General features: G+C 71.4%; 15 protein-coding genes. 6 read left to right on the top strand and 9 right to left on the bottom strand.

Translation table 11 applies throughout. The features are described 5' to 3' along the window. Window positions 1-45: 45 nt before the first annotated feature. From DVS28_RS05200 to DVS28_RS05190, 3 genes are all read right to left on the bottom strand, one after another. Complete coding sequence (locus DVS28_RS05200) at window positions 46-444, bottom strand: FKBP-type peptidyl-prolyl cis-trans isomerase (RefSeq protein WP_114594000.1); 399 nt, start codon at window positions 442-444, stop codon at window positions 46-48. Window positions 445-487: 43 nt separating this feature from the next. Beyond that, complete coding sequence (locus DVS28_RS29465) at window positions 488-1519, bottom strand: FKBP-type peptidyl-prolyl cis-trans isomerase (protein WP_114593999.1); 1032 nt, start codon at window positions 1517-1519, stop codon at window positions 488-490. A 125-nt stretch (window positions 1520-1644) separates the two neighbouring features. Further along, window positions 1645-1848 carry a hypothetical protein gene (locus DVS28_RS05190; RefSeq protein WP_114590518.1) on the bottom strand — a complete coding sequence of 68 codons (204 nt, stop codon included), beginning with the start codon at window positions 1846-1848 and terminating at the stop codon, window positions 1645-1647. A 253-nt stretch (window positions 1849-2101) separates the two neighbouring features. Here DVS28_RS05190 and DVS28_RS05185 point away from each other — a divergent pair, with 253 nt between their 5' ends. Beyond that, entirely contained in the window at window positions 2102-2965 is an 864-nt protein-coding gene (locus DVS28_RS05185) for an Fpg/Nei family DNA glycosylase (RefSeq protein ID WP_114590517.1), read from the top strand. A gap of 24 nt (window positions 2966-2989) precedes the next feature. Here DVS28_RS05185 and DVS28_RS05180 read toward each other — a convergent pair whose 3' ends face one another. Continuing rightward, the gene (locus DVS28_RS05180) at window positions 2990-7711 is read right to left on the bottom strand and encodes a DEAD/DEAH box helicase (RefSeq protein ID WP_114590516.1); all 4722 of its coding nucleotides are present in this window, start codon (window positions 7709-7711) and stop codon (window positions 2990-2992) included. Between the two features lie 116 nt (window positions 7712-7827). Between DVS28_RS05180 and DVS28_RS29120 the strand changes: the two genes are divergently transcribed. Together DVS28_RS29120 and DVS28_RS05175 are read left to right on the top strand one after the other, a co-directional pair. Then, window positions 7828-8187 carry an ATP-binding protein gene (locus DVS28_RS29120; RefSeq protein ID WP_216826404.1) on the top strand — a complete coding sequence of 120 codons (360 nt, stop codon included), beginning with the start codon at window positions 7828-7830 and terminating at the stop codon, window positions 8185-8187. Next, complete coding sequence (locus DVS28_RS05175; protein WP_216826403.1) at window positions 8184-8957, top strand: RNA polymerase sigma factor SigF; 774 nt, start codon at window positions 8184-8186, stop codon at window positions 8955-8957. The genes DVS28_RS29120 and DVS28_RS05175 overlap by 4 nt, the downstream gene beginning before the upstream one ends. A gap of 9 nt (window positions 8958-8966) precedes the next feature. On the opposite strand, the gene DVS28_RS05170 is transcribed toward DVS28_RS05175, so the two are convergent. After that, complete coding sequence (locus DVS28_RS05170) at window positions 8967-9707, bottom strand: YczE/YyaS/YitT family protein (RefSeq protein WP_164709951.1); 741 nt, start codon at window positions 9705-9707, stop codon at window positions 8967-8969. Between the two features lie 82 nt (window positions 9708-9789). On the opposite strand from DVS28_RS05170, the gene DVS28_RS05165 reads away from it, so the two are divergent. Both DVS28_RS05165 and DVS28_RS05160 read left to right on the top strand, forming a co-directional pair. Next, window positions 9790-11151 carry a serine hydrolase domain-containing protein gene (locus DVS28_RS05165; protein ID WP_114590514.1) on the top strand — a complete coding sequence of 454 codons (1362 nt, stop codon included), beginning with the start codon at window positions 9790-9792 and terminating at the stop codon, window positions 11149-11151. 25 nt (window positions 11152-11176) lie between these two features. Further along, window positions 11177-12046, top strand: coding sequence for a DUF1028 domain-containing protein (locus DVS28_RS05160; protein ID WP_114590513.1), 870 nt, complete (start codon window positions 11177-11179; stop codon window positions 12044-12046). A gap of 18 nt (window positions 12047-12064) precedes the next feature. On the opposite strand, the gene DVS28_RS05155 is transcribed toward DVS28_RS05160, so the two are convergent. After that, window positions 12065-13000: a mechanosensitive ion channel family protein gene (locus tag DVS28_RS05155; RefSeq protein WP_114590512.1), complete on the bottom strand. Its 936-nt coding sequence runs from the start codon at window positions 12998-13000 to the stop codon at window positions 12065-12067. Window positions 13001-13098: 98 nt separating this feature from the next. Here DVS28_RS05155 and DVS28_RS05150 point away from each other — a divergent pair, with 98 nt between their 5' ends. Continuing rightward, complete coding sequence (locus tag DVS28_RS05150; protein ID WP_114590511.1) at window positions 13099-15039, top strand: 3-keto-disaccharide hydrolase; 1941 nt, start codon at window positions 13099-13101, stop codon at window positions 15037-15039. A 61-nt stretch (window positions 15040-15100) separates the two neighbouring features. On the opposite strand, the gene DVS28_RS05145 is transcribed toward DVS28_RS05150, so the two are convergent. From DVS28_RS05145 to DVS28_RS05135, 3 genes are all read right to left on the bottom strand, one after another. Beyond that, window positions 15101-17353 (bottom strand): cell wall-binding repeat-containing protein, encoded by a 2253-nt coding sequence (locus tag DVS28_RS05145; RefSeq protein ID WP_164709950.1) that lies wholly within the window; start codon window positions 17351-17353, stop codon window positions 15101-15103. A gap of 116 nt (window positions 17354-17469) precedes the next feature. Next, window positions 17470-18060: a hypothetical protein gene (locus tag DVS28_RS05140; protein ID WP_114590509.1), complete on the bottom strand. Its 591-nt coding sequence runs from the start codon at window positions 18058-18060 to the stop codon at window positions 17470-17472. A gap of 28 nt (window positions 18061-18088) precedes the next feature. After that, window positions 18089-18769, bottom strand: coding sequence for a hypothetical protein (locus tag DVS28_RS05135; RefSeq protein WP_114590508.1), 681 nt, complete (start codon window positions 18767-18769; stop codon window positions 18089-18091). Window positions 18770-18828: the final 59 nt, after the last annotated feature.

Below are 18828 nucleotides of genomic sequence, written 5' to 3'. Positions count from 1 at the left end.
CTGCTCGGGCCGGCGATCACCAGCCCGAGCCGCAGAATTGTCGTGTCAGACGGCAATCAGGTCGATGACGAACACGAGGGTGTCGTTGGGCGCGATGGCCGGGGTCGGCGACTGGGCGCCGTAGCCCTTGTGGGGCGGGATGACCAGCATGCGGCGCCCACCGACCTTCATGCCGGGGATGCCCTCGGTCCAGCCGGCGATGACCTGGTTGAGGCCGAAGGAGATGGTGCTCCCCCGGTCCCAGGACGCGTCGAACTGCTTGCCGCCGTGGGTCCACGACACGCCCACGTAGTGGACGGTCACGGTGGCGTTGGGGCCCGCCTCGGCACCGTCGCCCTCGACGAGGTCGGTGATGACCAGCTCGGCCGGCGCCGGGCCGTCGGGCAGGGTGATCTCGGGCTTGCTGTCGGGTGCACCGGTGACGGTGATGTCTGCTGCGGACATGGATGACTCCTCCATTGGGGGTTCGCGGTGGGTTCGCGGCAGGTCAGCCGGCGATCTCCACCATGTCGATGACGAAGACGAGGGTGTCGTTGGCGGCGATCGCCGGGCTCGGCGCGGCAGCACCGTAGGCCTGGTCCGGCGGGATGATCAGCAGCCGACGGCCACCGACCTTCATGCCGGGGATGCCCTCGGTCCACCCCTGGATCACGCCCGACAGCGGGAACGTCGCCGGTTCGCCACGATCCCAGGAGGAGTCGAACTCCTCCCCGTCGTTGGTCCACGACACGCCCACGTAGTGGGTCGTGACGGCGGCGTCGACCGGGACGACCTCGCCGTCGCCCTCGACGATGTCGACCACGACCAGTTCGGTCGGCGGCTCACCACCGGGCAGCGAGATCTCGGGCTTGCTGTCCAGGTCACCCTCGACCTCGACGCCTCGGGCGTCGGTCGTGGGGGTGATGGGCTCCGGCGGCGGGACGACCTCGACGAGGTCTATGACGAAGACGAGGGTGTCGTTGGCGGCGATCGCCGGGCTCGGCGCCGCGTCACCGTAGGCCTGGTCCGGCGGGATGATCAGCAGCCGACGGCCACCGACCTTCATGCCGGGGATGCCCTCGGTCCACCCCTGGATCACACCCGACAGCGGGAACGTCGCCGGCTCGCCACGATCCCAGGAGGAGTCGAACTCCTCCCCGTCGTTGGTCCACGACACACCCACGTAGTCGGTGGTGACCGTCGCGCCCTCGGGCACGACCTCGCCATCGCCCTCGACGATGTCGACCACGACCAGCTCGGTCGGCGGCTCACCACCGGGCAGCGAGATCTCGGGCTTGACCTCGAGGTCGTCGGTGACCTCGACCCCCCGGGCGTCGGTGGACACCTCGACGGAGGAGTCCGTCCCGTCGGTGTCGGCCTCGGACGCCGGGTCGTCGGTCGCGGCGTCGGTTTCCTGGACCTCAGCGGCCTCGGAGGCGTTCTCGGTGGTGGCGTCGGAGCTTGCACCGCAGGCGGTGGCGAACAACGACAGGCAGGCGAGCAGCACGGCGAGCGTGCGCAGGGAAGGGCGTGAAATCATGGGCGGCGACGGTAGCAGCACGATCAGCACCCCCTGATCGGCCCCTCGGACCGGTGGCGCCGCAGCACCCACGTATCAGGGGCCCTCCTGCGTCCGGAACGATCCGACCCGCTCGATCCGACGGATCAGTCCTGGTCCTCGTCGTCGGCGTGTCGCTGTGCACCGAGCACCTCGTCGATCCTGGCCAGCAGGTCGTCCTCGGCATCACCGCCACCCGGGGCGGCGGTGTACTGCAGCGGGGCCACGCCCTCGGCTCGGGCAGCGTCGCGGTCCTGACGGTGCCGCGCTCGCAGGCGGAGCTCCCGGCGGTCGATCCGGATCTGCTCCATGCCTGCCCCCTTCCGGGCTGTCACGAGGTGGTTGGGTCCTGCACCCTTGATATCGGCATCCTGACGGCCAACTCAAGCATTCGGTGTGGTTGCGACCAGTTGAACGTCACGAGGTGTCGGTTCGGTTTCGCCATCGTTTCCCCTGCAAGGGATTCGTCACACATCGACCTCGAGAGGGGAGTCCTCGACATGGGGAGCGGCGGGACGGTGTCGTTAGGATGGCGGGTGATGACGACTCGGCAGGACAGCTGAGGTGCCCGAGGGCGACACCATCTTCCGGGCCGCCGCGACCCTGCAGCACGCCATGGCCGGCAAGGTCATCACGGGGGTCGACACCACCGTGCCGCAGGTCCGCCGGCTGATGCCGGAGCGGCTCGTCGGGCAGACCGTGGAACGGGTCGAGGCCCGCGGCAAGCACCTGCTGCACTGGTTCGACCCGTCGGGGCTGGCCCTGCACACGCACATGCGGATGACCGGCTCGTGGCACACCTACCCACCCGGCGGCAGGTGGCGAAAGCCGGCGCACTTCGCCAAGCTCGTCCTGCGAACCGCCGACGTCGAAGCCGTCGCGTTCTCCGTCCCCGTGGTCGAGCTGCTGTCCGCCGCACAGGTGGCCACCCATCGGTCGATGGCCAACCTCGGTCCTGACCCGCTGCACGTGCCCGAGGGTGAGCAGCTGGACCTGGCGGAGTCCCGGAAACGGCTGGACACCCTGGCCGACACCCCGATCGGTGTCGCCCTCCTGGACCAGCGGGTGCTGGCCGGGGTCGGCAACGTCTACAAGAACGAGGTGCTGTTCATCTGTCGGGTGGATCCGTGGACGCCTGTCGCCGAGGTCCCGCCCGAGGTCCGCGACCGACTGCTGGCCGTGTCCGCCGCGCTGCTGCAGGCCAACATCGCCCACGGCGGGTCCGGCCGCATCACCACCCGACCCCCTGCCCAGGTCGCACGGCTGACCGGACGCCAGCTCGGGTCGGAGTCGGTGTGGGTCTACGGCAAGGCCGGCCGGCCGTGCCCCCGCTGCGGGACCCCGATCAGGTCGGCCGCGCTCGGTGATCACGCGCGCGTGACGTACTGGTGCACCCGATGCCAGGGACCCGGGCTCCACCGACGCTGAGATCGCGGCGCCGGACGCCCCGTGCTACCGGCGGACGAGCCCCTTGGGATGGTCGGTGAAGCCGGCCTCCCGCAACGAGGTGATCAGCGGCTGGTGGGCCGGGACCTCGCCGTCGACCTTCGTGATGCGCAGGTCACGGACCCGTCCGGCCTCGACCAGGCCGGCCGCCGCGGCCGCCGCCGCATCCAGCCGTGCGCGGTCGTCGGTGAAGGTCAGCACCGTGCGGCCACCCTTGTCGAGGAACAGCACGAGGTGGCCGTCGACCAGCACGACGTGTGCCCCCGCGACCCGCCTGGCACGCCCCTTGCCGCCCTCCGTCGGCGCGGGCCAGGCCACGGCCGCGCCGTAGACGTTGGCCGGGTCGGTGGCCGCCAGGGCGATCACCTCGGGTTCGACGTCGGGCCGTTCGACGTCCTCGCGCATCGACCGCAGGCGGTCGACGGCGCCGGCCAACGCGAACTGGGCCCCGCCCATGCCCTCCACGAAGTAGCCCCGACGGGCGCGGCCCGCCTCCTCCATCGCCTTCAGCACCGGATAGATCCCGCTGAAGGACCCCGGGGTGGCGACGTGGGCGGCGTCGATGACGTTGCCCTCGGCCACGACCGAGTCGCGGGTCACCACGCCGTAGCGAGCCAGCATCACCGCCGCCCTGGCCGCGATCCGTTCGGTGGCCGGCACCCCGGGTCCGACGACATCGGCGACCAGCGACCAACGACCAGCAGCCGAGGGCGGCCCCGTCCTGCTGGCGACACGACCGGGACGCCGTGCCCGACCGGAACGTCCGCGTCGCAGCGGCCCGGCCCCGGTCAGGGCGCGCAGCGGTTGCAGGCTGTCGTTGGTCACGAGGCCCTGCCAGACGAGGTCCCACAGGGCCGCCAGCGCGTCGGCTTCGTCACCCCCGCCGGCGGCACGGTAGAGGTCCGGCCAGAACGAGGCGCCGCGGCTGGTCAGGTGGTCCACCAGCGCCTGCTGGGGTGCGTCGAGGTCCTCGGGGACCGCCGGCACGTCGATCAACAGCGCTGCCTGGTCACGCAGGTACAGCCCGACCCGGCCGTCGCTGGATCCCAGCGCCCCCAGACCGGCCCACACGATGTCACCGGTCGCAGCGAGCTCGTCCAGCCAGGCGGGGTTGTATCCGCGGACACGGGTGGACAGGACGTCGCGTTCGAGGATGGACGCGGGGATGGGCGCGCCCTGCAGCTGCTCGACGACCTCGAAGGTGCGGTCGACACCCGGCGTGCGGGGCGACATCGCCGCGCCCTGCCACGCGGGGACGAAGCGGGCCAGCACCTCCGGGCCGACGGGCTCGACCTCCCGGCGCAGGGCCGCCAGGGACCGGCGACGGAGCCGTCGCAGGACGCTGTTGTCGATCCACTCGCGGCCGGCGCCCGGTCGGGACCCACCAACCCCGTCGGGCCTGAAGTGCCCGGAGGTCAGGCGCTGCTGTTCGGCCAGCGCCGCGCAGGCAAGGTCGACGGCGTTGCGCGGCAGCCCGAGCCTGGCCGACACCTCGGCGGGAAGGAACGGCCCGTGGGTGCGGGCGAACCGGGCGACGAGGTCCAGCAGCGGCTGCTCGACGGCCTGTCCCAGCACCGCGGGCAACCCCACGGGCACGGGGACCCCGAGGCCGTCACGCATGCGGGCGGCATCCTCGACGGCGACCCAGCGGTCCTCTCCGGCGACACGGGCCAGGTAGATCCGCCGCTCGCGTTCGAGCTCGGCCAGCCATTCCTCGGCCGGACCGTCGGTGCGGGCGGCCACCTCGTCGGTCCGCAGGTCCCCGACGACACGGAGCAGGTCGGCGACGTCGTCGGGGGTGCGTGCGTGCCGCTCGGGCACGAGGCGTTGCAGCTCGAGCTCGAGCTCGGTCAACGCGTCGGTGTCGATGAGGTCACGCAGCTCGTCGGCGCCCAGCAGCTCGGCCAGCAGGTCGCGGTCCAGCGTCAGCGCCGAGGCCCGCCGTTCGGCCAGCGGGGCGTCGCCGTCGTACATGTACCCGGCGACGTAGTCGAACAGCAGCGAGGACGCGAACGGTGAGGCGATCTCGGTGGCGACCTGTGACACGCGCACCTTGCGGCTGGCGATGTCGCCGAGCAGGCCGCGCAGGGCCGGCACGTCGAAGACGTCGCGAAGGCACTCCCGGTAGGCCTCCAGCACGATGGGGAAGGACCCGAACCGGCTGGCCACCCGCAGCAGGTCCTGGGCGCGCTGGCGTTGCTGCCACAGCGGCGTGCGGCCCCCCGGTCGGCGCTTGGGCAACAGCAGGGCCCGTGCCGCGCACTCGCGGAACCGGCTGGCGAACAGCGTGGAGTTGGCCAGCTCGCCGACGACGAGGTCCTCGACCTCGTCGGCAATGGGCAGCAGCACCTCCAGCAGCGTTCGGTCATCGGTCCAGTCCGGGACCGGCTCGGGTGCCGCCGCGACGTCATCGTCGGAACCGTCACCGCCGAGCCCGAAGCCGTCGACACCGAAGTCGTCCAGGCCGTTGAGGCCGGGCAGGTCCCCCCAGCCCGCGTCGGGCAGGCGCAGCACGATCCCGTCGTCGGAGACCATCGTCGCGATCTCGATGCCGAACCGTTCGCGGGCGCGGGCCTCGATCGCCAGCGCCCACGGCGCGTGCACCCGACCACCGAAGCTGGAGAGGATGCAGACGCGCCAGTCCCCGATCTCGTCGCGGAACCGCTCCACGACGATCTGGCGGTCCGAGGGCAGGACACCGGTGGCGTCGCGCTGGTCGTCCACGTAGGCGCTGAGGTTGGTCGCAGCGAGCTCGTCGAGCCCGTACCGCTCGCGCAACGTGGCGATGGCGTCGGCCGAGGACGACCCGGCGATCTCGCCGAGGAACGCCCCGACGGCCCGGCCGACCTCCACGGGGCGGCTCGGCGTGTCGCCGTGCCAGAACGGCAGCCGGCCCGGTTCGCCGGGCGCCGGGGTGACCAGGACCTGGTCGCGGGTGATGTCCTCGATCCGCCAGGTCGACGCGCCCAGCACGATCGTCTCGCCGGGCCGGGTCTCGTAGACCATCTCCTCGTCGAGCTCACCCACCCGGCGACCGGGGCCGTCCCCGGCGAGGAACACGCCGTACAGGCCACGGTCGGGGATGGTGCCGCCGGAGGTCACCGCGATCCGTTGGGCCCCACGACGGCCGGTGATCCGATCCGCCACCCGGTCCCAGTTGAGCCGGGGGCGGAGCTCGGCGAACTCATCGGACGGGTAGCGGCCGGCCAGCATGTCCAGCACCCCGTCGAGCTGCGACCGGGAAAGCTCGGCGAACGGGGCGGACCCACGCAGGACGGCGAACAGCTCGTCGACCTGCCAGGTGTCCATCGACACCATCGCCACGATCTGCTGGGCCAGGACGTCCAGCGGGTTGCGGGGGTAGGACGTCGTCTCGATCTCGCCGTCCAGCATCCGCCGGGTGACCACGGCGGCCTCGACGAGGTCACCGCGGTACTTCGGGAAGATCTTGCCGACCGAGGGCGCGCCGACCTGGTGGCCCGCACGGCCGATTCGTTGCAGGCCGCTGGCGACGCTGCCGGGTGACTCGACCTGGATGACCAGGTCCACCGCCCCCATGTCGATGCCCAGCTCGAGGGAGGAGGTGGCGACCACGCACGGCAGCCGGCCGGCCTTCAGGTCCTCCTCGATCAGCATCCGTTGCTCGCGGGCGACGGAACCGTGGTGGGCCCGGGCGATGATCGGCGGGACGCCCGGGGGCTCGGCGCCGTCCTCGGTGGCCTGCTCGGCCAGCCAGCGTTCGGCGGCCAGGTCGTTCAGCCGGGCGCACAGCCGCTCGCTCAGCCGCCGGGAGTTGGTGAACACGATGGTCGACCGGTGGGCCATGACCAGGTCCAGGACGCGTGGGTGCACGGCCGGCCAGATCGATCGACGGGCATCCATCGAGGGGGTCTCCGACATGTAGCCGGTCGACCCCGCCGACGCCGGGCCCTCGGGGGTGGACGGGATCGTCTCGCCCAGCCGGGCCATGTCCTCGACCGGGACGACGACCTCGATGTCGAGCACCTTGTCGCTGGCGACCTCGACGACCTGGACCGGACGGGGCTGCCAGCCGTCCGCGCCGACCGTGCCGCCGCCGAGGAAGGTGGCGACCTCGGTCAGCGGTCGCTGGGTGGCGGACAGGCCGATGCGCTGCAGCGGCCGTTCGGCGCCCGCCTCGGCCCGCAGCGCCTCGAGCCGTTCCAGCGATGCCGCCATGTGGGCGCCGCGCTTGGAACCGGCAACGGCGTGGACCTCGTCGATGATGACGGTGTCGACCCCGGCCAGCGTCGTCCGTGCCCGCGAGGTGAGGTAGAGGAACAACGACTCGGGCGTGGTGATGAGGATGTCGGGCGGATCCGAGACGAGCCGACGGCGTTCCTTCGGATCGGTGTCGCCGGATCGCAGGCCGACCGTGACGGGGTTCAGCTCGATGCCGAGCCGAGCCGCCGCCTGCTGGATGCCCACCAATGGGGCGCGCAGGTTGCGGTCCACGTCATAGGCCAGGGCTTTCAGCGGCGAGATGTACAGGACCCGTGTGTGGTCGGCAGGCGGTTCGGTCGTCAGCCGATCGATCGCCGACAGGAAGGCCGCCAGGGTCTTGCCCGAGCCGGTGGGCGCGCTGACCAGGACGCTGTGCCCCTCGACGGCATGGGTCCAGGCGCCGACCTGGGCACGGGTGGGTGCAGGGAACGCCGCCCGGAACCACTCCCGCGTGGCGGGCCCGAACCGCTCCAGCACCTCCTCCATGCTGCCGAATCCTAGGGGTCCCCTGTGACATCCGACGCTGCACGGTCGCGTCGACCGCACTTTCGGTCGCTGGCCATGCGTGGATCCGCGGGACGTGGGTAGCCTGCCAGACAATCATGATCAGCCTGACCGTTCCCGCAGAGCCCAGCGCCCTGGCCGTCATCCGTGCCACCGCTGGTGCAATCGCCGCCCGTGCGTCCCTGACCCTCGACCAGATCGACGACGTTCGCATGGCCGTCGAGGAGGCCGGCGTCGTGCTGCTGGCCGCGGGCGTGCCGATCAGCATGACCGCCGATCCCACGTCCGCCCCCTTCCGCATCGAGGTGTCGGTGCAGTCGGTGGACGGCGTGGAGATGGGACAGGACACCCTTGCCTGGGTGATCCTGCAGGGCATGACCGATCACGTCGACCTGCAGCAGTCCAGCGGTCAAACCACCGTCGTGATGCAGTTCCAGCAGGTGGCGACCGCCCGGTGAGCAGCGAAGCGACCCGCGGCTACGACCGCGACGACACGCGTGAGCTGTTCCGGCTGCTCCGTGAGACCGGCGACGAGCAGTACCGCGAACGCCTCTCGGAGCTGCACCTCCCGTTGGTGCGGTACCTCGCCAAGCGCTTCGCCGACCGCGGCGAGCCGCTGGAGGACCTGGTCCAGGTGGGTTCCGTCGGGCTGATGAAGGCCATCGACCGGTTCGACCTGGAGCGCGAGGTCAAGTTCTCGACCTACGCGACCCCCACGATCGTCGGCGAGATCAAGCGGTACTTCCGCGACTCGGGCTGGTCGGTCCGGGTGCCACGCCGTCTGCAGGAGCTGTCGTTGCGGCTGGGCAAGGCCACCGCACGGCTGCGGCAGGACCTCGGTCGCTCCCCCACGGTTGCCGAGCTGGCGGCCGAGCTGGGCGTCAGCGAGGACGAGGCGATCGAGGCCTACGACGCGTCGCTGGCCTACTCCACCGGATCGTTGGACGCCAAGGTCGGCACCAGCGAGGACGGCGCGACCCTCGGGGAGATGCTCGGCGACGAGGATGCGCGGCTGGACCAGATGGAGTACTTCGCGTCCATCGCCCCGGCGGTTGCCGACCTCGACGAACGCGAGCAGCGCATCATCTACCTGCGGTTCTTCCAGGCGATGACCCAGTCACAGATCGCCGAGGAGCTCGGGATCAGCCAGATGCACGTCTCGCGGCAGCTGACCCGAACGCTGCGGTTCCTCCGGGCGCGACAGGACGATCCGGACGCCACCTTCTGATCGGCGTGCTCAGCAGCGGTGATCCGCGATGGCCGTCTCGACCGCCGCCGCAGGGGTGACCTCTGGTTCGTCCTCGGTAGCCGGGTCCTGCGCTGAGACGTCCTGCACGGCGGGCCGCATGGCCTCCGGCAAGGGGGTGTCGGCCAAACGATGGCCGAGCCGCAGGGCCGGCTCGATCATCAGGGGCACCCCGAGGGTGACGGCGAAGGTACCGACGCCGAACTGGCCGCCCAGCAGGATGCCGAGCCCGACGACCAGGGCGTCGACCCCGAACCGGACCCACGCCGGCCGCAGCCGGTATTTCCGGTAGATCCCCACGAACAGCGAGTCCTGGGCCGACGCGCCGAGGTCCGACGCCAGGTAGAAGGCAACCCCGAAGGCCAGCAGGACCATGCCTGCACCCAGCTGGACCGCCTGCCCGAGCACGGTTCCCGGGACCGGCACGACATCGAGGGCGGCGGTGATGCCGATGCCACCGAAGGCCAGCAGCACGGTCGCGATCCAGGGTCGTTCGCCCAACCACACCCAGGCCAGCAGGATGGCCAGCGCCGCCTCGCCGAAGATGACCAGGTCGAGCCCTGCGCCGGTGGCGCGGGCGAGCCCCGTCTCGAGGACCTGCCAGGACCCGACGCCGAGGCCGGCGTTGATCGAGGTGGCGATCCCGGTCAGCAGCAACGCCACACCGAGACCGAAGACGGCCCAGCGTCGGGGGGTGCCGAGGCCCGGAGTCGGCGTGCGCAGCGTGGTCACCGCGCCACGGTAGACGTCCGGTCGGGTGCCACATCCCCGGCCACCGATGACCGACCGACCACCCGTGGCTATCGTTCGCCGCATGAGCCGCCGCCGCATGCTCCTCCTCACCCTGCTCGTCGTCGTCGTGCTGCTGGGAGGGGCCGTCGCGTGGGCCCGTCCGCTGCTGCTGACCGGGACGGGCTACGCCGCCCACAACGCCTGCGCCGTCCAGCTGGTCGCCGGCCGTGACGCCGACGCCCCCGCTGCGGACCTGCCACCCAACCCGCTGGTCCCCGTGATGTCGACGAGCGTCGATGCGTCCAACGGCACGGCGACGGCCGGGGTGTTCGGGTTGTTCGGCCAGACGGCCCACTTCATCGAGGGCCTGGGGTGCACGCTCGCCAGCGACACCCCCGACCTGCCGACCCCACCCGCGGTGACCGCGGCCGTCGACGGCGAGTGGCCGGGTGGGGACCAGGTCGCTCCCCCACCTGCGGACGTCGATGTGGCGCTACTGGACGAGGCCATCGACGCGGCCTTCGCCGAGGACGACCCTGAGGGCCGATCGGTCGGTACCCGCGCAGTCGTGGTCGTCCACGACGGCCGGATCGTGGCCGAACGGTACGCCGACGGGTTCGACGCCGACACCCGCCAGCTGGGGTGGTCCATGGCCAAGTCGGTGACCAACGCCATGGTGGGACGGCTGGTCGCCGAGGGGCAGCTCGAGGTGTCGGAGGACCACCTGCGCGAGGACTGGACCGACGGGCGCGGCGACATCACCCTCGACGACCTGCTGCGCATGTCCAGCGGACTGGAGTGGGACGAGGCCTACTCGTTGGGCAGCGTCATCACCGAGATGTTGTACCTGCGCGAGGACATGGGCGGCTTCGCGGCCTCCCAACCGCTGGTCCACGAACCCGGTAGCCACCAGCAGTACTCCAGCGGGACGACCAACATCGTCTGTGACCTGCTGCAGGACCGGACGGGCATGGGTGTGGAGCTCGCCCACGAGCTGGTGTTCCAGCCGCTCGGCATGGGCTCGGCGGTGCTGGAGCCCGATGCCGAGGGTGGGCTGGTCTGTTCCTCCTACCTGTGGGCGACGCCGCGTGATTGGGCACGCTTCGGCCTGTGGTTCGCCCGTGGCGGCGAATGGGACGGTGCCCAGCTGCTGCCGGCGGACTGGGTCGAGTACTCCAGCCGCACCGAACCACGGGAGGGCGAGCAGGAGGGGCACGCCGCCCACTGGTGGGCCAACCGGCTGCCCGACGGCTCCCTGCAGCTGCCCGACCTGCCCGAGGACACCTTCTGGGCGTCCGGCCACGACGGCCAGAAGGTCTACGTGGTCCCGTCAGCTGACCTGGTCGTGGTCCGCATGGGCTTCACCCCGGAGATCCCGGGGGCCGAGCTCGGCCTCGACCAGCTCGTCGCGTCTGCCCTGCGTGCGGTCGGCAAGGACAGCTGAGCCCACACAGCTCTAGGCTGCGCCCATGTCGACCTCGCGCCGTCCGTCGCTGCACCTCTCGACCTTCTCCATCGTCGGCGCCGACCCCGAAGCCGGCGACGTGGGGGTGGCGGTGCAGTCCAAGTTCCTCGCCGTGGGCGCGATCGTGCCGTGGGCACGGGGTGGCGTGGGTGCCGCGGCGGTCCAGGCGTTCCCGGACGTGACCGTGGGGCCACGGGCGCTGGACCTGCTGGCCACGGGCGCCGACCCGGATGACGTGCTCGACGAGCTCGTCCGCGCCGACCCGATGGCGGCACAACGACAGACGGGGCTCGTGGCTGCCGACGGACGATCCGCGTCACACACCGGTGCAGGCTGCTTCGACCACAAGGGATCGGTCACCGGTCCCGGCTACGCCGTGCAGGGCAACGTGCTGGCCGGACCCGAGGTGCTCTCGGCGATGGAGACCGCGTTCCTGGACCACCGCGGCCCGCTGGCCCACCGGTTGCTCGCCGGGTTGCAGGCCGGTCAGGACGCCGGCGGGGAGAAGCGCGGCATGGAATCCGCCGCGTTGGTGGTCGCCAGGCCCGGGGGCGGCTACGGCGGCAACCACGACCGGCTCGTCGACCTCAGGGTGGACCACCACGACGACCCGATCACCCGGCTGGCCGAGCTCCTGGAGGTCCGGGACTTCTACTTCGACCGAACCCCGCCGTCGGCGTGGTTCCCGCTTGCCGGGGAGGTTCGCGAGGAGGTGTCGTCCCTGCTGCGGCAGGGTGGATGGCTCGAGGAGGGCACCGACCTGTCGACGGCGCTGATGGACTTCATGGGATGGGAGAACCTGGAGGAGCGCTGGGCCGACGACGACCACGTCGATCCGGTCGTGCTCGGCCACCTGCGCAATGTGCACGGCTGAGCAGCCCATCGGTGGCGATCAGCCCGTCTGGTCCTGCCGGCTGCGGGTCACCGCGTCGCTGAAGGAGGCGCGGGCATCGAGCTCGATGACGTCGGCTGGCATGGCGATGCCGGCCTCGTTGAGGGCGTTGGTCAGCGCCACGACGACCCGGTCCTGCACGGTGCGGATGTCGGCCTGCCGCGACGAGCTCCAGTAGCGCACGTCGAAGTCGATCGTCGACGTGCCGAGCTGGGTGTAGAGGGTCTGCGGCGCCGGGTCGGACTCGACGCCCTCGACTCCCTGTACCGCGTCGAGGGCGACCTGCTTGGCCCGCTCGAGGTCGGCGTCGTAGTCCACCCCGACGGCGACGACGGACCGCACGACGTCGTAGGCCGTCTGGACCCGCACCGAGGAGGAGTAGACGTCGCTGTTGGGGATGAGGATGCGCTGGCCGTCGTAGGTCTTCAGGCGGGTCTCGCGGATGGTGATGGCCTCGACGGTGCCGGTGTGCCCGGCGACCTCGATCTGGTCACCGATCTCGAACGGCTGGCGGAACAGCAGGAGGAGGCCCGCCAGGGTGTTCTGCAGGATGTCCTTGAACGCAAAACCGATGGCGACCGAGGAGATGCCGAGGCCACCGATGACGGCGGCGAGGTCGACGCTCGGCACGGCGATGACCAGGGCGATCAGGATCCCGACGAACAGCACCGCCCCTCGGGCGAGGCGGGACATGACGTCGAGGAAGGACTCCGACCGGTCGGTCGTCGACGACAGCGCCTTGCGCACGAGCATCGCCACGAGCCGTCCGAGCAGGACGAACAGCACGACGACGACGATCGCAAGGAGGATCTGCGGGATCTGCTCGGTGACTGACCGGAGCACGTCCTCTGTGCCCTCGGTGATACGGGCCGAGGGGTCGACGTCGACGCCCGGGTCGGGTGTGGGCGTGGCGGACTGGGCGAGGATCGTGCGCATGGCCCGGTCCGTACCCCACGGGCGGATCACCGAACCGCCGAACTACGTTCACCCGACCACGGCAGGGTTTTGTCCGGCGTTCGTCGAAACCTCTTGGCATGAGCCGACACCTGCTTTCTCCTGCCCACGCCCGCGGGACGCTGGGCGCCCTGCTGCTCGCCGCGGCCCTGCTGCTGTCGCTGGCCCCGGGGGCTGCCGCCGACGAGGTCGCTCCCTCCACACGCGCATCGCTGGAGGGCGACCGCTCGCCCGACGGCTGGTTCCGCGGACCCGTCGAGGTCCACCTCGACGCGACCGACGCCGGGGACGATGCCGTCGTCGCCACGGAGTACCGAGTCGATGACGGTGAATGGCAGGTGCTGGCGGGTGGCGCCGAGACGATCTTCGACGGTACCCAGGCGTCGCTGGACCGCTGGCGGATGGCCGGGCCGGGCGAGTTCGTCCTGCTGCCGGACGGCACGATGACCACCACCGGCGGCATGGGGATGCTGTGGTACCCGGTGGAGTACGGCGACATCGCCCTGGAGCTGCAGTTCCGCGACGCCAAGCCGCCGGTGTTCGGCGGGTCCAACGCCGGGGTGTTCGTGCGGTTCCCGGACGTCGACGACGCGGCCAGCCGGTCGCCCGCGGAGCGACATGCCTGCCAGCGCGGGGCGTCGGAGGGCGACCCGGTGTGGGTCGCGGTGCACTGCGGCCACGAGATCCAGATCAACGACGCCGGCAGCGATCCCCAGAAGACCGGGTCGGTCTACAACTTCGCGTCGATCGGTGAGGTCCTGGCGGCAAGCCCGCAGGGTGAGTGGAACGACTACCGGATCGAGATCCGGGGCGGCGGCGACTACGAGGTCGTGGTCATCCGCAACGGTGTGGAGATCAACCGCTGGACCAACGCCCCCGGTCAGGCGCCGGCGCGGCAGGGCGATCCCGGCACCGACGAGCGCCAGTTCGCGACCGGCTACATCGGCCTGCAGAACCACGGCTGGGCCGATTACGTGCAGTTCCGTGACATCCGCGTCGAGCGGCTGGAGGCCCCCGCCCCGATCGTGGTGACCGGGAACGGCGAGCACGTGGTCGCCTACCGCTCCACCGACGCGGCCGGCAACGTCGAGGACACACAGCAGGTCCGGTTCCGCATCGACACCACCGCGCCGGCGGTCAGCGGCGCCGTCGATGACGGGATCCTGGAGCTGACCGCCGACGACAGTCCAACCGGCTCGGGCATCGCCGCGATCCAGTACCGCACCGAGGGCGGCGAGTGGACGTCGGTCGACCCTGCCGCGGTCCTGTTCGACGGCAGCGAGGCATCACTCGAGGACTGGACGATGAGCGGGCCGGGGTCCTTCGAGGTCACCGAGGACGGCGCGATGCGGACCGTCGGCGGCATGGGGCTGCTCTGGTACGCCGGCCAGCCCTGGGGTGATGCGGCGATCCAGCTGGAATGGCGGGACGCGCGGAACGACGACCAGCGCTCCAACGGCGGGGTGTTCATTCGCTTCCCCGACCCGGAGGAGGCGGTCGACCACACCGGCCTCGGGGGCCGCCACGCCTGCCAGACCGGCCTCGGCCTGTTCCTCGCTGAGTGGGTGGCGGTTGGTTGCGGCCACGAGGTCCAGGTCAACGACGGCGATGCCGACCCCCAGAGGACCGGGTCGCTGTACAACTTCGCCTCGATCGGCACCGTCGAGGCCGCCGCGGACTTCGGTGCGTGGAACCGCTACGAGGTCCGCACGGTCGGCGACGGCAGCTACCGGGTGACCGTCGTGCGCAACGGCGAGGTCATCAACACCTTCGACAACACCCCCGGCCAGCGGGCCGCCCGACCGTTCGACCCGCCGACCGACATGCGCCAGTTCGCCGAGGGCTACTTCGGCCTCCAGAACCACGGTGCTGCCGACACCATCGAGTACCGGAACGTACGGGTCCTGCCCCTCGACCCACGGACCATCTCCGTGCCGGTGCCAGCCGGCGACGGGCTCGAGGTCCGCGCGGTCGACCTGGCCGGCAACACCAGCCCTGCCTCGACCATCACCCTCGGCTGACCGAACGCAACGGCCCCGGAGACGTGAGTCCCCGGGGAAGTCGTGCATCAGGCGGTCGGCATCACTCGTTCAGGGCGGCCTCGGCCGCGCCGCAGGCGGCGATCGTCGTGGTCGTGCCGCACACGAGCGGTGTGCCACCGCCCGTCAGGTAGTCCAGCGTCGGGGCCGGCAGGGTGTCGCCCTGTCCGAGCACGACGGGTGCGAGGCCACGGCTGGCCCGGAGTGCTGCGGGGAACGCGTCGGCCCACGCATCGGGGTCGGCACCGTCGACGAGGATGGTCTCGTCGGCGTCGGCTGCCGTTGACGCACCTCGTTCGGCAGCGATGGCCACCGCGGTGTCGTACCTCGTGTCCCCGTCGAGCCGTTCGACGGTGATGCCGAGATCGCCGAGGTCGGTCACGACCTCCTCGTCGACGGCGGCGGTGCCACCGATGAGGAGGACGTCGGTGACGCCTGCGTCGCTGAGGTAGCCCGCTGTTGCCGCCGACAACGCATCGGACTCCGTCAGCAGCAACGGGATGCCGAGGTCGGCAGCCAGGGCACCGGCGGCCAACGAGTCGGCGAACGCCTGTGTCGCATCCGCCTCACCTGCCGGGTATCCCCGGACGAGCACGGCCCGGTCGGCCGTCGGGGCGACGTCACGGGCGATCTCGACCGCGGTGTCGATCCGGCTGGCACCGCCGAGGCGCTCGACGCCGTAGCCGAGGTCCGACAGGTCCGTGGCAACCTGATCGGACAGCGCAGCGCTGCCACCGAGCAGCACGACCGTGTCGGCCCCGAGGCGTTCGAGCTCGTCGGCCACCCGGCCATCGAGGGCGTCGCCACCGGTCAGCAGCAGCGGCGCGTCCAGCAGGCCCTGCGCGCCACCGGAGGCCAGCGAGTCGGCGAACAGGTCATCGCGCCCGATCAGCACCGTCTGCGAGGCGCCCTGCGCCAGCGCCGACCTGGCCGAGGCCTGGTTCGCGGTGCTCAACGTCGGCTGCTCGCCCCCCACCTGCGCGAACGACGGTCCCGTGAGATCGAGCTGCGACCAGGCGATGGCCCGGTCGACGTTGTCGTCGTCGGACTCCACGGTCAGGACGCCGACGCCCGACTGGGCGGCACCGACCTCGATGGTGACGGTGGCCACGTTGCTCCGCCGGGCGCTCGCCAGCACCGTGTAGGTGAACATGTCGGTGCCGGTGAAGTCGTCGTCCGGGATGTAGGTGAAGGCGCCGGACGGGTCGAGCTCGACGGTGCCGTTGGCCGGGCCGACCTCGAGGTGGGCGGTCAGGTCACCGAGGCCGTTCGCCAGGTCGTTGGCCAGCACACCGTCGGCCGGGACGTCCAGCACGACGCCGCCGGTCGTCTCGTAGGCGTCGTCGACGGCGGTCGGCTTGGTGACCGACGGCGTCCCGATGCGCACGGTGTTGTCCACGCTCGTGGAGGCCGGGGTCAGCTCGCCCCCGGGGGCGGTCGCGGCGTCGGCGGGGACCGACACGGTGATCAGGCCGGTCCCGGTCGCGCCGTCGACCAGCACCTCGTAGCTGCTGCCCGAACCGTTGACCGTCGCGGCCAGCGTGCCCGGCACAGTGCTGCCGCTGAAGTCGATGTCAGCGGCGTCGAACCCGGTGACGGGTTCGGTGAACTCCACGTCGAAGGCCACGGGAAGCTCCGTGGTCGGGTCGCGCTGCGCAGCCCCCTGCTCGACGGTCACGGCGAGCGCCGGCCGTGGTGTGCCGTCGCCGACGGCCTCGATGATCATGTGCATGTTGGGGAACCCGAGGTCGCCCGTTGTCCTCGGCGTGGTGATGCCGCAGTCGGGGGCCATCAGGTAGCCGGGCGCGGTCTGTCCGTCGCTGTTGGACCCGATGAAGAAGCTGTTGCCGTCCGCCTGACCGTTCGGCGTGAACAGCTCGACCACCAGGTTGGTGTAGTCGGGAACGGTGACAGGAGCGTTCAAGGGCACGTCCAGGAGCGTCAGGCTCTGGTTGCTGACCGCGATGGGGCTGTCCAGAAGGAGGGTGAGCCCGTCGATGCCGGGGGTGTCGTTGGTCGTGGAGAACAACCGCACCGCAGCCGGCTGCGTCGGAGCCGGCGACGACGCGACCTCGACCCCGATGGTCAGGGCGGTGATGTCCAGGGTCTGCAACCCCTCGGCGGTCAGGTCGAAGACACGGAAGTAGCTGTTGTCGGTGTGCAGTGTTCCGGCGTTGCACGAGACGCTGTTGAGTGACGTGACGTTCTGGGTGGCCGTCTGCGACAGGGTCGTGGGCACCGCATGGGCCGGTAACAGCCCGGCCCACAGCACTCCCCAGATGACGACCGTGGCCATTAATGACGTACGGATCCTGCGCATGGCTCGATTCCTCCCGTGTGTGAACCGCCCCTCGGCAGGCTCGAAGGACGCACGCTATTCCTCGGCGAGCCGAGCCGCTCGCCCGTCGTCGTTCAGGCAACGATCGTTCCCGAACTCGGTTCACCCCTCGGCCACACGACGATGCGGTCGGTGGCGTGTGGCCGCCACCCGTCGCCGGGGCAGGGTCGGTGCAGGCCGAGGCGGTCGAAGGTCGGATCGGCCGGGGGGACGGTCGACGGGTCGGGGTGGGCGAAGCGATGGGCCTCGCCGAGCGGCGCGTGCCGCACGATGCGGTCCCAGCACATCGGGCAGGGCAGCGTCGTGCGGGTCACAACGACCCGACCGGCGCGAAGCCGCAGCGTCCAGCGGTCCCCCGGGCTGACCCCCTGCACCACCACGGTGCCAGCCAGCCGAGCCCGACCAGCCGAGCCCGGTCGGACTGCGAGCCACTCCGCCAGGAACGCTGCCCATTCGGCGATGGGCTCCTCGGCCGCGACGGCATCCACGACGCGCAGGGCACGACCGTTCGTCGTCGGTTCCCAGGGCACTCGCGACCCGGGCCGTCGTGCTCGACCGGCCGGATGGACCGACAGCAGCGCGAGCCACCGCCGTTCGGCGTCGGTCAGCGCCGGCCGTACGACGAGCTCGCCCGTGTGCGTTGGGTGACGGGACGGACGTGTCACCGGCGGCCTCCTCTCGGTGTGGGCCGGCTCAGCCGATCGAGGCGTCTGGGTCCTCGCCCCATCCCAGCGGGCGGGCGTCGGGGGTCCGGGAGAGGTCGATCCACCAGTCGTGGTGGAAGTCGGGGGACCACGGCCACGTGATCGCCCGCCGACGTTCGACCGGCGGCCAGCCGAAGGTGACGCAGCGGGCGTCGTGCCGCGCCGGTTGTTGCGGGATGCGGCCGTCGAGCATGTTCCCCTCGGCCACCGGGTGGAGGAACCGGTAGGCGTTGCTGGGGCGGACGGTCATGAGCACGCTGGCCCAGCACCACGCGCACGGCAGGGAGAACCGGTCGACGGCCACGCCGTGGTCGTCGGCCACGATGGTCCAACGATCGGTGGGGACCTCCCCGGTGACCGACGCCTCCCCGAGGATGCGGTGGTCGTAGGTGAAACCCGCGAACGTCCGTCCCGTCCGGGTCGGCCCCTCGTCCCCGAGCAGGTGCGTGCCCAGGAACGCGACCCACTCGGCGAGCGGCTCCTTCGTGCCGAACTCGATCTCCAGCGACAGCGCGGTGCCGTCGTCGCTGACGACCCACGGCAGCCAGTACCCCGGCCACCGGCCGCGCTGGGGGACGCCGCGACCCAGGCGGCGGAGGTAAGCCCGCTCGCGAGGGTTCAGCGGCGGGTCGATGGTCAGGGTGTCATCGGTGGTGCAGGCGTATCCCATGCCCGGATGATCCGACGAGCGGGCCACTGGGCGCGGAGAATTCCGCACGGCTCGTGGAC

The sequence above is a fragment of the Euzebya pacifica genome (assembly GCF_003344865.1).
GTDB lineage: Bacteria > Actinomycetota > Nitriliruptoria > Euzebyales > Euzebyaceae > Euzebya > Euzebya pacifica.
Note: the sequence above shows the minus strand (reverse complement) of the source record. Positions and strands in the feature narration are given on the sequence as shown.